The following is a 12,950-nucleotide window of genomic DNA, read 5'->3' as shown; positions in this document are numbered from 1 at the left end:
CAGGCCGAGCCCGCAATAATGTCGGCACCATCCACCCCCAGCGCACTCCTCAACCCGCCATTTATACCCATAAGTTGAGGAATGCAGCACTAGGGGGCCTGGGAGTTGCGGTGGCGTCGGTAAGGGCCATGCCGCCGTCACCAGCGCCAAGCTTGTGGGAAGGGGTCTACCGTTCTAATGGGGCGGGGGATCGGTGCCGGGATCGGCAGTGCGGCAGGTATGGGGATAGGCGACCCTCGCGGGTCCGCACCGGGAGCGACACCGCGTGCATGTCGCAGTCCTATTCCCACGGCGGCCCCTTGCTGCTCCCAGGTATTCGCTGGCGCTGCCCCCGTGCCCTGCTGCGGTTTCGCAGGCGCCACGCTCCTTGCCTGCCGTGACATCAACGGACACGGCACGCTCGCTGACCTGTTGTGGGGAGCGAACTAACTACGGCTCTGGAGGGAACTGACCAGGGCCCGGGGTGGAACTAACCATGGGACTCGTGAGAACTCACCATGCCGCGCGGTAGGCACCGTGTCGTACGCCTGGCCCGCGATCGGTTCGCACCGGCCGGCCGGTGCGGTGAAGTCGATGGGTGCGGGTTCGTCGACCAGGCGGCCGCGCTGCTCGGCCGCGGCGGGCAGGTGGATCTGGCACCGGTACCACCAGGTGCCGTCGCGTTCCTTGCGGCGCCCCTTCACCACGGCATAGAGCTCCTGGCCGTCGTGCAGCCGGACCCGCACCAGCGGCCCGTCCGCCGTCGGCAGACCTGCCGCCCGCCGCTCCTCATCCCGCTCGCCGCCCATTGTTCGATTCTAGTTCGATTCAAGGGTGGAACGCGGGTCGGCGAGCGGCATGGTCCGCGTTCCATGAACATCACTGGTCCAGGTCACAGTGGTGCGGGGCGGGAGGGAAGCGGTGGTGCGCTGTGCCGCGCCGCTCCATCAGGAGGGGGCGGTGGCCCGCTGGCGGGGTCGGCCGCCGCGCCATTCGACCCGGTGCAGCTGGCCCAGCCCGGCCCACGCCAGGCCAAGTCTTCCGCCCGGCGCCCTGCACTGCCGCGCGGGGCGGTGGGACGGTCGGCGAAGCGGGTGATTCCCGGCATGCCCCGCCTGGCCGAGGGTTAGGCGTAGGGGAGAGGTGGGCCGGCGGGGGCCGGCCCCGTGCCGGGGGAGGTGCGGTGATGAGCGAGCGGGAGTTGGCGGTGGCGCAGGCGTTCGTGGCGGTGTCCGCCGGGTTGGACGACGCGACCGAGGTGGACTTCCTGCGGCGGGTGGCGGTGGCGGTGGCGTGTGCGGGGCGGTGGGGGTGGAGTTGGTCGTGGTGGTGTGGGCCGGCCCGGAGGGGCGCCTGCACTCGGTGGCGCCCGTTCCGGAGCCGGCGGCTGAACTCCTCGAGGCGGCGTGTCAGGACAGTCCCGCAGTGGACTCCTACCGCACGGCCAGGGCGGTCGGCCCGGTGCTGCTGACGGACCCGGCCGGCCCCTGGACCTCGTTCACCGCGCTCGCGCATGCGGCCGGGTACCGGGTGGCGGCCGCGGTACCGCTGCGCGACCGGGACCAGACTCTGGGCAGCGTCCTGCTCGGGGCCACCACCCTGTCGTTACCGGACCCGGCACTGGTCCTCACTCAAGCGCTGGCCGACGCGGCGGGGCTGAGCTTGGTCGCTCGCCGGACCCTGCACGAGCACCTCGATACCAATGCCCGGCTGCGCGGGGTGTTGCAGCGCCGGGTGACGGTCGCGCAGGCGGCCGGGGTCCTGGCCGGCCTCTACCGGATCCCGGTCACGGACGCGGTGACGGTGCTGCGGACCTGGGCGCGCCGCCATGACCGGCCGCTGGAGCTGGTGGCCGCGTATGTGGTGGCGCACCGCGCCCTGCCCGTCGTGAGGGAGGCCTGATGAGGGCCGGGCTGATAGCGCAGTGTTGTACCCGTGGCCCGGCCGCTCGGCAAGGGACTGGGCAAGGCACTGGGCAAGGGGGTGGGCATAGCCCAGCGTGTCCGGCCCAGGAGCAAGCCGTTTGACCTGGGGTAGTGATGTTCGGCAGGGGCCTCCTGGACGCTGACTTCCCCCTCTCCCCCTCACCCAGATCCACCAGCCCGTGCAAAGGGAGGGTTGACCGGGCAGGGGAGGGCGCTTCGGGAAACGGAGGATCTGGCTCTGGCAGCCGGGGCGCCGGACGGTCCCGGCGTCGCCCGGCATATACGCGCCAGCGGGCACGAGGCCGGCAGCCGGCGGGCGGCCCGGAACGCCCTCATGATCGCGGCAACATCTGTTGCAGCATCTGTTGCGCACCCTCGGGTAGGGAGTCCCGGTCACCGCAGCTCAGAGCCTGGTTTCGTGACCGAGGGGGCGCTGACTTCCCCTCGGCTGCGCCCCTTTCTCCTGTGTGCTGGTTGTTGATGTGGGTGGGGTGGTGGTGTGGGCGGCGGCTGGCGGTCGGGGAACGGTGGGGCTGCGCTGGCTGTGGGGTGGGGCGTCGGCCGGTGGCCACCGCGTCGGGACAGGCGGCGACCCCGCCGTTCAGCGGCGGCGGTGGGAACCCCTCATGGCGATATGGGGGGGAACGGGGTGAGAAGGGGGGAATTCCGCCGGGGATGTGCCCAGCGCCGTGCCCAGCGCGCGCAGCTAGGGCGCGCCTCCCATCGCCGCGCGCCGGCAAACCGCCAGGTAGGCGCCTTGGCGGCGTCTGTGGCCGCGCTGGCTTCCCCTCAGCCTCCGCTCATCTTGTCCCCCTGGAGGAGAAACGGGGGGACGGGACAGACGCGGGCGGCTTCGGGGTAAGGGCAGCTGAGTTCGAGCACGCCGAAGGCGACCCGAGGGTCGAGCGGGACGCCGTACTGAAGCGGTGTGGTCGTGGACTCCTTGACCTGCCCGGCGTCGGTGTACTGCGCGGTCCGGCGAACGGTAGGAAGAAGGGGCTGTTGGGTTGCGGTGCCGGGCGGGGATCGGTAGGACGGTCGGAGCCTGCCGGTCGTGCCGTGGGGTTCCTCCGGGGGGCGGGCGAAGGGAGCGTGCTGTGGGGGTGATCGGGTTGGTGGGGGAGTGTGCTGGGGCGGGGCGGGTGTTGCAGGTGCGGGTCAGTGACAACGAGGGTGTCCCGCCGGTGCGGGTGGTGTCCGGTCGGGCGTTTCATGTGGAGGTGGACTACCTGCCGGTCACGCTCCACGACCCGATGCGGATGACGGTGACGGTGGTGAGCGAGCGCGGCGAGATGACGGTGGTGCGCGCGGAGGTCGGCCGGGTCCTGCTGCCCGGGGTTGCTTCGATGGCGATCCACGCGGTCGTGGTGTCGGCCAACTTCGAGGGCCAGGAGGTGGTCCTGCGCGTGGAGCTGGGCTCCGGCGACCTCATCGAGGCGTGTATCGAGCTGCCTACCTGTGTCACCGCGCCCGCTGCGTGATCCGCAGCCGCAGGAGTTGACCTCGGCACCCCGGACTGCGTAGATCACGGATCTGTAGATTGGGCGGCGCGTCGTGTCATCGGGGACCGGGCATCTACCTCCTGGGACCCTGTGGCCCGACGCGCACGGACCCTCTCCACCCGGCGGGGGCGAGACGAAGGGGGCGGATCCGATGCCGCTGCAGATACAGGCGGGCGACTTCGCCCGCCCAGGCGTGAGCGTGCTCGAGGTGTCCGGCGAACTGGACTACGACACCGAACAGATCCTGGCCGACGCAGCACGCCAGACCCTGGACGCAGGGTGCCGGCGGCTGGTCCTTGACTGCGCCGCGGTGACGTTCTGCGACTCCCGCGGCCTGAACCAGCTCCTGTTCCTGCGCCAGGACGCCCAGCGCCGCGGCGTCGACCTGGTCCTGGCCGCGATCAGCACCCCGGTTCGGCATGTTCTGGAACTCACCGACGCCCTACGGATCTTCACGCTCGCCGACACCGTGGAAGAAGCGGTGCGCTGGCCGGGGGAGGCCGATGCCGACACGCCCGGCCGGGGGATCCGGGCGGTGTGAGCGCCCTGGTGGCCCCCGGGGGCCATGACGTTCCCGGGGGCCGTACGGTGACTTCGTTGACCGGCCTGTTCAACGACCGGGCCCGGTCGGCGTAACGTCTGTGCTGGGCTGCGCTGTTACACGGGGGCCGGCTGCGGTTCCTCCAACACCCCGGCCACCTTCCGCGCCAGCTGGGCGACGTGCGGCGGCAGGTAGCTGTCGAGCGCGTCGACGTCGTCGCGCAGCCGGGCCCGCAGCCCGTGCAGCACCGCCTCGGTGAACAGCTTCTGCGGGTCGTCGTCCACCTGCTGCGCGTTCTCGGCGGTGTCCTGCCCGCGCCAGTAGCGCAGGCCTGGGACCCCCTGCCCTTCAGCGTCCTCGGGAGCCTGCTCGCCCAGCAGGCCCGCGTTCGCCTGAGCCGGACGCGGGGTCGGCTCGAGCCGGCCCCGGTGCGCGCCGATGCCGCCACCTGCCTGCGTCGGCTACCGTGGTGCGGATGGAGTCCTTACGGTCTGGCGACCCCCGGCAGATCGGGCGTTATCGCCTGCTGGGACGGCTGGGCGAGGGCGGAATGGGTCAGGTGTTCCTCGGCCTGTCACCGGGAGGCCGCAAGGTCGCGGTCAAGTTGATACGGCCCGAGTACGCGAGCAGTCCGCAGTTTCGTCGGCGCTTCATGCACGAGGTTGCAGCCGCAGGGCGTGTGGGCGGATTCCACACCGCGCAGGTCGTGGACGCGGACACCGCCGCGCAATCCCCCTGGCTGGTGACGGCCTTCATCGAGGGCCCCTCCCTGCACGAAGCCGTCAGCACCCGCGGCCCCCTCCCAGCAGGCGAGGTCAAAGCGCTGGCTGCCGGCCTGGCCGAGGGGCTGGCCGCGATCCACGACTGCGGGCTTGTTCACCGGGACCTCAAGCCCGGCAACGTGATCATGGCGGTCGATGGGCCCCGCATCATCGACTTCGGCATCGCCCAAGTCGCGGACGCCGGTGCCGTCACGACCGCGGGGACGGTCGTCGGGACGTTCTCGTTCATGTCGCCGGAGCAGATACGCGCCGACCGCGCCGGGCCGGCCGGCGACGTGTTCTCGCTCGGCTGTGTGCTCGCCTTCGCCGCGACCGGACGCAGCCCCTTTGCCGCGGCGTCCATCCCGGCGATCGCCCACCGTGTCCTCAGCGAACCGCCACAGCTCGACGGCGTCGCAGGTGGCCTCCGGGGGCTGATCGAGGCGTGCCTTCTGAAGAACCCGGCCGACCGGCCCACCCCCTCCGGCGTTCTCGCCCGCCTCGCGGCCCTTGGCACGAATACGGTGACCACCGCGCCGACCCTCGAGGAGCCGGACCGGACCGGCACTTCCGCTGGGGCCGCAGCCGTGGCGGACCTGCCGACCGAATCGCGGGCACCCCGCCCGGGCCCCGTGCAGGTGGCGACGCCTACCCTCCGGGCGGATGCGGAGCTCCCAGTGCCGGCTGCGGGGCCGACGAGTGCACGCAGCGCTGTGCGACGGCGAGCACTCGTCCTCGCAGCGTTTGGGGTGCTGGGCACTGCGTCAATCCCCGTGCTGGCGCTCTGGCCCAGGTCGCAGCCGAAGCCGCCTGCCACCGCTGTCACCGATCTCGGCACCGTCAGTTCGATGGCGCTCAGCCCCGATGGCAAGACCCTGGCCACTGGCGGCGTCAACTGGGTGCACCTGTGGAGCGTGGCCACTGGTGCCATGACCGGCGCTATCGTTAACAGTTTGTTCGAGATCGCTGCTCTGGCCTACAGCCCTGACGGCAAGACGCTCGCGGGTGGCAGCCCCTCCTGCGTCGAGCTCTGGGATGCCGCTGACGGTTCCCATCTCAACACCCTCACCTGGGTCTCCTCCACCGCGGTCGCGTTCAGTCCGGACGGCACGACTCTGGCCGGCAGCGGGGTCGGCGGGGTCCGCCTGTGGGATGCCGCGACCCACCGCACCATCGCCACCCTGACCGACACGATGACGAATTCCATCGCGTTCAGTCCCGACGGCAGGACTCTCGCCCGCAGCGGAGGCAGCGCGTTGTCTCCGGGCCGCGCAGGCAGTGGCATTCAGCTGATCAATACGGCCACGCGCCGCGTCACCGCCACCCTGACCAGCGATCCCACCGCTTCGGTGGCGTTCAGTCCGGACGGCAGGACCCTGGCCAGTTGCGGAGTCGGCGGGGCCCGGTTGTGGGACACCGCGACCCACCGCACCACCGCCACCGTCAGCAGCGACTCGACGAGCTCCCTCGCATTCAGCCCCGACCGCAAGACCCTCGCCGTCGGCGGCGCACACAGCCCTCTGCGGTTGTGGGACCTGACCACGCGTACCCCCGCCGCCGTCCTGTCCAACGGCGCGAGCAGCATGCTCGCGTTCAGCCGTGACGGGGCGACCCTGGCCAGCATCGGCGGCTACGCTGCGGATCAGATCCGCCTGACCAAGCCCTACTAGTAGCAGCCGACCCTCTTTGCCTGCTCGCCAGGGCCACCATGTCGCAGTACATCTGAAACATGACCGCATGTGACGGCTACCCCAGCGACCTCTCAGACGCGCGGTGGGCTCTGATCGAACCCGTCCTCACCGCCTGGCGGGCCCAACGTCGTCAGTTCGCCCTGAACATTGGACGCCCGCCCGAGCACGACCTCCGCCAGATCATGAACGCGATCCTGTATGTGGACCGCACCGGAATCCCCTGGCGGTATCTGCCCCACGACTTCCCGCCCCACCAGACGGTCTACGGCTACTTCGCCCGCTGGCAGCAGGACGCCGTGTTCCACCAGCTCACCGGGCTGCTGCGGACACTCCTCCGCCAGGCCGAGGGCCGCACCAGCGAACCATCGGCCTGCGTGCTGGACTCTCAGAGCATCAAGACCTCGGCCAACGTGCACCTGACGGATCAGGGTACCGACGCCGGAAAGCGGATCATCGGGCGCAAGCGCCACCTCGGGTGCGACACCCTGGGCCTACTGCTGACGTACTCGTCACCGCCGCCAGCGTCTGCGACACCGCGGCCGGCGTGACCCTGCTGACCCGCACCGCCGCCGCCCACCCACGCGTTACGAAGGCCTGGGTAGACGCCGGCTACCGCACCACCGCCATCGAGCACGGCGCCCGCCTCGGCATCGACGTCCACCCCGTCCACCGCCCGCCAGGAACCAAGGGATTCACGATCATCCCCAGACGCTGGACCATCGAACAAAGCAACGACTGGCTCATGCACCACCGCCGACTCGCCCGCGACTACGAAACCCACCCGCACCGGTCCGAAGCCATGATCCACCTCGCGATGATCGACCTCATGGCCCGCCGCCTCACCAACGAATCCACCCCGAACTGGCGCGGAACCTGACCCGGGACCAAACACCAACCACAGGACCAAACGCTCAGTAAGCTTCGCGGATGACCTACGAAGAGCTGTGCTGGGAGCCGATGGCGGCGCTTCCAGAAGGCGAGCCCGAGACGTCCTTCGGCGGGCGTTGGGAGGACCGGCTCTGGTTGAACGTTCCTGGCCCCTTCTACACCGGCATCGCCGACAATTGTTGGACGGGCCGGCTGCACGCACCGCGTCATGTGCTCTACGGCGGCGAGTACTTCGGTGAATATGTGTATCGCCAGCCGACGACCACGGCCGAGGTTCTGAACCTGGTGACAGCAGCCCAGAAAGATCCGTACCGCGGCTATGCCTGCGACGGCGACAGCCGATGGACACCCGAGGCTGTTCGGGATTGGTGGCGCGACCGTGGACGGGTCACCGAGTACCTGGAGTCCCTCCTGCCCGGATGGTCGTCCAGCGACAGGTCTGATGAGCGGGAAGCCGCGGAGGGGCTGAGGGAATTTGCCGCCTACATTACTGAAGGACTCGGCGCTGACCTCCGGAGGTACCTCTTCCGGCTTGAGGAGGGCTGTTACCCGAAGAACTCCGGACCACTGCCTGACCTCCGATAAGCGATGAGGGCTATGGGCTGCTCGGTGCGCTCGCGCCTGGACACTGTGGAGTGGGCTCAGGTGGAGGTGGCGCGACCTCGCGGCCCGACACAGCACCATCCATTTCGGCCCCCCGATTTCCGCATCGTCGCGGCGCGCATCGACTCCGAGCAGCCAAACGAAGGTGCGAAGCAGCAGTAATGAGGGCTAAAACAAGGGGATGACCGTCTTCCTTTGTTCCAAGTGCGGCACCGTGATCACGCCGGAGCTGGCCGAGCAGGCCGCCGTCCCCGACCCCGCCGACGACGAACACGACCGGGACAAGGAGACACACAGGGCACCCGCCACAGTTCCGCGGGGCCGTTACGCGATCGATCCCGAGCCCTGGGGACCTCCCTACGTCGTGCAGGACGATCAGGGGGACCCGAAGCCGGCTCAGCCCCGAGGGCCGCTGGTCTGCCGCGAGGAGGGCTTCGTCATCTCTGCGGGCGTCCCGGGCACGGTGCTGATCCACCCTGAGGACGCCCCCGACCTTCAACCGCTGCCCAACTGGGAGAACGGCACCGGCTGCTGCGGGCCGACGGGTGACGAAGGAATCAACCGAGCCTGTCCCTGCGGCGCCCCGATCGCGACGCTAGCGGCAGACTGCTTCGGGCCCTACGAACTGCACCTCGACCCCGTCCGAACCTACGCGTTCTTCCAGTAGGCACGCTGAACGGGCGCCCTGGAGCGTGACACGCCCGGGACGGCCACTTGTCCAGGGACCTCACGACTACTTTCCGTTGCGACGGCACGTCGATGACGAGCTAAGCCTCGAGCTGGGCTGGTTCGGATAAGCCTGTTTGCGATGTGCCATGCTCCGACCCGACCCCGCCGAGCGTCCTCGGCTCGTCGAAATCCGCGACAACCTCATCGACCGCGTCGCCGAAGCCAAGCACGAGGGCTGGGTCGGAGAAGTAGAAGGCCTCGAAACCAGCCTTGCCGGCGTCGAGGATAAGCTCTCGCAGATGGACACCGCCATAGCCCGCACGGCCAGCGCGGTTGATCTCGGAATGCCCACCTTCATTGAGATCGCTGGACGGGCCACCGACACCCGAGGACCTGCACGATCGTCTACTTCACGAGTGACGTCCCGTGCGTTACGTCAGTAGGGCACGTCCACGCCGGCCTCGCGGAGGTAGACCAAGGCTAGGGACAAACACTCGTGGGCGGTGGCTCCGTCGGCCCTCATAGGGCGGATCAAGGGGCCGCCACCAGCAGTGAACGTCCATGCGGGCTTCTGGTCCTGCAACCGCTCAGCGTCCACTCTGATCATGGCGCCCATGCCTTGCTCACTCAGCCACTCCAGAATGAGCAGCACCGCGTCTTCGACGCCGCTGTCCTGGTCGATCTTCGGCCACCGCCCTCGATTCGCTGTCATGAGCGCAACTCTAGGACCGGTCAGGCATCCCAATAGTCGCACCCCGCGTCGATCGCTTCTTTGGACGCGTCCGCCCACGCGCCCGCAGTTCCGCGCGTATGCGCAAGTGCATCGACCCATCGTTCCCAAGGGCCGTCTGGAGCGACGAACCGTTCTGCATGACTCGTACCGAGCTGGGAGTCCAGTCGCAGGAGAGCCCCAAGAGCGGGTCCCTGGTCATATCGGCATTCCAATCGCGGAAGATACCGGTCCAAGTAGGACACCAGGATCTCCGCATCGTCCTTGCTGCCGAACCGGGCGAGTGCACAGCAGTAGCCCTGACCTGCGTAGGTGAGTTCGCTGGCGAGCAAGAGGCCTCCGATGCGTTCGCGCCACTCAACCCGCCTGGCCACACCGACCATCCACGCGGCGGTTAGCCGAGCGCGCCATTCGTATCCGAGAAGTGCACCGATCTCTTCATGACTCGCCTGAAACGAATCGGCTTGCAGTGCGGTTACGAAAGCGGTCCTCTCTCTTTCCCCGAGGCGGAGAAAACCACCACCAAGCAGCTTTAGGTATCGCCGTTCACCAGCGACATTCCGGGCGACAACGTGCCCCTGGCCAACCTCTTGCGGATCTTGCACGCTCATCGCCGCATCATGGCCTATCCAGAGGGTGGCCCGGCAGGCGGGGTCGCAGGAGGGCCGGGTCTAGTTCAGAGAATTCGGGGTGGGACAAGAGGCGTTCGTAGTCCCGCGCGTTGCGGCGGGCCCGCATCGTCCACGAATTCGACCGCTCAACCACCCAGCGCTTGGGCAACAAGACGAAGCCCTTGGAATCTTTGGGACGGGAAACGACCTTGACGGTGATACCGAGGGCGGTCTGTGCCCAGGTGCTGAACTCGTCTCCGCCGTAGCCGTTGTCCGCCCAGACCAGGACGATTTCGGGATGCACGGCGTGAAGGCGGGTCAGCAGGACGCGGGCCGCGTCCCGGTCCTGAACGTCGGCCGGCGTGACGAGCAGGTCGACGAGCAGGCCGTCCTGATCAACCAGGTGGGAGAGCAGTACACCGCCGAGACGAGACGGTCGATCCCGGCCGTCCATGACGCCCCGCACTGGGGGCAGGCGACCATTACGTCGGCCTGCACCGCCCGGGTCTTCGCCTGGGCTTGACGCATCCGTCGCCAGTGCCTCGAACGGCACGCGGACGAGCAGAACACTGCCATCGCCTGTGCCGCCGGCATCAGCGGACCACCGCATCCGCGACACAGTCGCGGCCCGGAGTCGTCGGCTGCGACTACGGCCAGTCTCAGCCGGGGCACCCGCTCCTCCATGACGCCACCATAAGACCAGCCGGCTTCGGCTACCCGGTGGTGAGCGCCTTGCTGTAGACCGTGGAACTGCGCTGGACCGTCATGCCAATCCGCTCGTACAGCGACAGGGCACCGGTGTCCGAGTGCGTCCACAGCGTGCAGGTCTGCTTCCCTTGCCGGTAGAAGGCGCGGAACGCTGCCTGCAGCAGCATGCGAGCGATCCCTCGGTTGCGGTGGTCGCGTCTTACCGCGACGCTCTCGACGTACCCTTCCCCGTTGCCCGGGACGTTCAGCGACAGCACCGCGCCGACCATCTGATCGCTGGCAAACGCGACCGGTGATGCCGCAGGGACGAACGTTGCTCGCTCGACTGTATGCCGGGCCCATTCCGCGTAGGTCTTTCGCCGCTGCTGCCACTCGTCGAACGCGTCCTCGGTGACCTGGTAGGCCGCTTGCTCGTCACCGGCCCGAAACAACCGGACCGTGATACCGCCCTGCGGTTCAGGCACCTCTGGTTCGACAGGCATCGCGATCTCCAGCAGCCACTCAGTGACAAGCCGGGCGTACCCACTGGACCGCAGGAGCGCACCCGCCGCGTGATCGCTGTCGGAGACCGTCTGGGCAAGCGAATTGCTTCCCAGCTGCCGGGCCCGCGCCTCGGCCCAGGCAAGCAGCGAACTTCCAAGCCCCCGCCCCCGGTGATCGGGGTGCACCTGGACCGTGGACCGCCGGCCCTTCACCCACCCCCAGCCAGCCAGCTCTCCCTCAGAGTCGGGCACGAGCACCGTGTCGGACTTGAGCTCCAAGCCAGGCAAGCTGAGATCAGCAGCGATGCGATCGGAGCCGGTCACGGCACGGCCGTACAGCTCGTACTCGCGCGCGGTGACCAAACGGTGAACTGCATGGGCGTCAGCAGTGGTAGCCGATCGACTGCGGTAACCGATCGGCAACAGCATCGAGGAAGGAACAGACATGGGTGAACCCTGCGCCATCCGTTCTTCCATGTCGACCTGATTACCTCGCTCACCAGCAGGCCTGCGATCCCGGGCCAGTGCTGTGCAAGCCCAATTCAATATGGCATGAACGGCTCAGACACAGCTTCTCAGGGCTAGCGGTGCGCCGTGGGGGAGAGGCTTGCGGCGTGAGGCGGTTCAGGGATCGCTGCGAGGGCTGACATGGGGAGAGCGGAACACTGCTGCCGCAGGCCGCCTGCCGTGCCGGGTGGTGCAAGGGTGTCGGCTTCAGGAGGTCTCTACATCGATATCACCCAGATGAGCAGGCCGAGGACCACGGCCAGGCCCACGCCAAGCACGATCAGCGCAAGGGCGAAACCCCAGTCCATCAGTGGGCGATCTCCGGTGTCCGGCTCGGGCAGGGGCCGGGCGGCGGGGTCTGGTGGTGTGGGCGCGGTGGAGGCTATTGCCGCGCGGTGGGCGCCGGCCCGGTGGGGTGCGGTGCCGTCGGGGGGTGTACCGGGTGGCGTTCTGGCGGCGTCCGCCTGTTGCAGGGCCTGCAGGACCCCGACGTGGTGGGAGTGGCCTGCCGCGATCAGGGTTTTGTGGGCGCGGGCGCGCAGGGGTGCGGGGCGCCGTGCCACCGCTTGCAGGACCCAGGTCTCGGCGGCGGTCATGTGCAGGTGGTGCAGGCCGTCGAGGATGGCAGGCAGGTCTTCGTCGCGGCGCAGATGCCCCACCGACTCGGCGAGGAGGCGCCCGCAGGTGTACTGCCCGGTGGCGCTGAAGTCGCGCAGGCAGTCCAGGACGGAGGTCGGAGAACGGTACTTCGAGGCCACTTCCAGCAGGATTTGGATGTCGTCGTGCGGCAGCTGCCCGGTGATCTGGCTCAGAGCGTAAGGGGACCGGTGCTGGCCTGCGGCGAACAGGACGGTGCGGGCGTCGGCCTGCTGGCCGGCGGCCCGCAAGGCGGCCACGGCCGCAGCGAGCTGGTCGGGGTCCGCGTACCAGCCGGTGGTGATCAGCACCCAGCGCGCCGGCACGCCGGCGCCTTGGCGCCGTAGCTCCCTGATGCATCGGGCGAGGGTGTCCGGAGGGATGAGCCGGCCGAGTTTCGCGGCTGCCACGAGCTCGTCCGCGCGCCGTTGCCGGCCGACTACGCCGAAGGACGCCACCAAGGCGATCGCCCGCTGTGCGTGGGACGCCAGGGCCTGGCTGTCGCCCCCGAACGGTTGCGAAAGCGCCACCGCCACGACGGGCTGCCGATCGGGGACCGTCCTGGGGGCCAGCCAGGGGCCTGCGGCATTGTCCGGAGTGCTCTGGCCGGTCGGCGGGTTGTCCGGCCCGGACAACCCGCAGACCGTCACGGCCCGCCGCTCCTCGCCGCCGTCCAGCCGCACCCGCACCTGGACGGCGCCGGTGGCGGGGACGACC

14 protein-coding genes and 2 pseudogenes are annotated in these 12,950 nt (G+C 69.2%); 9 read left to right on the top strand and 7 right to left on the bottom strand.

Translation table 11 applies throughout. The annotated features are described in order from the left end of the window. Positions 1 to 425: 425 nt before the first annotated feature. Positions 426 to 788: a hypothetical protein gene (locus ABZ721_RS40320; protein ID WP_358793819.1), complete on the bottom strand. Its 363-nt coding sequence runs from the start codon at positions 786 to 788 to the stop codon at positions 426 to 428. Between the two features lie 616 nt (positions 789 to 1,404). Here ABZ721_RS40320 and ABZ721_RS40315 point away from each other — a divergent pair. The 3 genes from ABZ721_RS40315 to ABZ721_RS40305 all read left to right on the top strand — a co-directional run bounded on the left by ABZ721_RS40315 (position 1,405) and on the right by ABZ721_RS40305 (position 3,947). Further along, positions 1,405 to 1,881, top strand: a complete 477-nt coding sequence (locus ABZ721_RS40315; protein ID WP_358793818.1) for an ANTAR domain-containing protein — start codon at positions 1,405 to 1,407, stop codon at positions 1,879 to 1,881. Between the two features lie 1,243 nt (positions 1,882 to 3,124). Then, positions 3,125 to 3,385: a hypothetical protein gene (locus ABZ721_RS40310; protein WP_358793817.1), complete on the top strand. Its 261-nt coding sequence runs from the start codon at positions 3,125 to 3,127 to the stop codon at positions 3,383 to 3,385. 172 nt (positions 3,386 to 3,557) lie between these two features. Beyond that, a complete protein-coding gene (locus ABZ721_RS40305; protein ID WP_358793816.1) occupies positions 3,558 to 3,947 on the top strand; it encodes an STAS domain-containing protein in 390 nt (129 codons plus the stop codon). 116 nt (positions 3,948 to 4,063) lie between these two features. Here the strand turns inward: ABZ721_RS40305 and ABZ721_RS40300 are convergent, their stop codons facing one another. Beyond that, positions 4,064 to 4,231 carry a hypothetical protein gene (locus tag ABZ721_RS40300; RefSeq protein WP_358793815.1) on the bottom strand — a complete coding sequence of 56 codons (168 nt, stop codon included), beginning with the start codon at positions 4,229 to 4,231 and terminating at the stop codon, positions 4,064 to 4,066. 191 nt (positions 4,232 to 4,422) lie between these two features. Between ABZ721_RS40300 and ABZ721_RS40295 the strand changes: the two genes are divergently transcribed. From ABZ721_RS40295 to ABZ721_RS40275, 5 genes and pseudogenes are all read left to right on the top strand, one after another. Beyond that, positions 4,423 to 6,378 carry a protein kinase gene (locus tag ABZ721_RS40295; RefSeq protein ID WP_358793814.1) on the top strand — a complete coding sequence of 652 codons (1,956 nt, stop codon included), beginning with the start codon at positions 4,423 to 4,425 and terminating at the stop codon, positions 6,376 to 6,378. Positions 6,379 to 6,437: 59 nt separating this feature from the next. Next, a pseudogene (locus tag ABZ721_RS40290) lies at positions 6,438 to 7,276 on the top strand (IS5 family transposase). Positions 7,277 to 7,326: 50 nt separating this feature from the next. Next, positions 7,327 to 7,872 (top strand): hypothetical protein, encoded by a 546-nt coding sequence (locus ABZ721_RS40285; RefSeq protein ID WP_358793813.1) that lies wholly within the window; start codon positions 7,327 to 7,329, stop codon positions 7,870 to 7,872. A gap of 199 nt (positions 7,873 to 8,071) precedes the next feature. Then, positions 8,072 to 8,557, top strand: coding sequence for a hypothetical protein (locus ABZ721_RS40280; protein WP_358793812.1), 486 nt, complete (start codon positions 8,072 to 8,074; stop codon positions 8,555 to 8,557). A 148-nt stretch (positions 8,558 to 8,705) separates the two neighbouring features. Next, positions 8,706 to 9,002, top strand: a complete 297-nt coding sequence (locus tag ABZ721_RS40275; protein ID WP_358793811.1) for a hypothetical protein — start codon at positions 8,706 to 8,708, stop codon at positions 9,000 to 9,002. On the opposite strand, the gene ABZ721_RS40270 is transcribed toward ABZ721_RS40275, so the two are convergent. From ABZ721_RS40270 to ABZ721_RS40260, 3 genes are read right to left on the bottom strand one after another with little or no spacing between them, the layout of a single operon-like run. Further along, positions 8,996 to 9,271 carry a hypothetical protein gene (locus tag ABZ721_RS40270; RefSeq protein ID WP_358793810.1) on the bottom strand — a complete coding sequence of 92 codons (276 nt, stop codon included), beginning with the start codon at positions 9,269 to 9,271 and terminating at the stop codon, positions 8,996 to 8,998. The two genes, ABZ721_RS40275 and ABZ721_RS40270, sit on opposite strands and share 7 nt — an antisense overlap. Before the next feature lie 20 nt (positions 9,272 to 9,291). Next, positions 9,292 to 9,900 carry a DUF6000 family protein gene (locus tag ABZ721_RS40265; protein WP_358793809.1) on the bottom strand — a complete coding sequence of 203 codons (609 nt, stop codon included), beginning with the start codon at positions 9,898 to 9,900 and terminating at the stop codon, positions 9,292 to 9,294. Between the two features lie 7 nt (positions 9,901 to 9,907). After that, a complete protein-coding gene (locus tag ABZ721_RS40260) occupies positions 9,908 to 10,285 on the bottom strand; it encodes a transposase (protein WP_358793820.1) in 378 nt (125 codons plus the stop codon). Here ABZ721_RS40260 and ABZ721_RS40255 point away from each other — a divergent pair. After that, complete coding sequence (locus ABZ721_RS40255) at positions 10,199 to 10,423, top strand: hypothetical protein (protein ID WP_358793821.1); 225 nt, start codon at positions 10,199 to 10,201, stop codon at positions 10,421 to 10,423. The genes ABZ721_RS40260 and ABZ721_RS40255 overlap by 87 nt on opposite strands. A gap of 190 nt (positions 10,424 to 10,613) precedes the next feature. Here the strand turns inward: ABZ721_RS40255 and ABZ721_RS40250 are convergent, their stop codons facing one another. Then, entirely contained in the window at positions 10,614 to 11,567 is a 954-nt protein-coding gene (locus tag ABZ721_RS40250) for a GNAT family N-acetyltransferase (protein WP_358793808.1), read from the bottom strand. A 248-nt stretch (positions 11,568 to 11,815) separates the two neighbouring features. Then, positions 11,816 to 12,950: pseudogene (locus tag ABZ721_RS40245) on the bottom strand (hypothetical protein); the annotation flags it as partial.

The sequence above is a fragment of the Streptomyces sp. NPDC006733 genome (assembly GCF_040636125.1).
GTDB lineage: Bacteria > Actinomycetota > Actinomycetes > Streptomycetales > Streptomycetaceae > Actinacidiphila.
The sequence above is the reverse complement of the archived record's forward strand: the minus strand, read 5'-3'. Positions and strand labels throughout refer to the sequence as shown.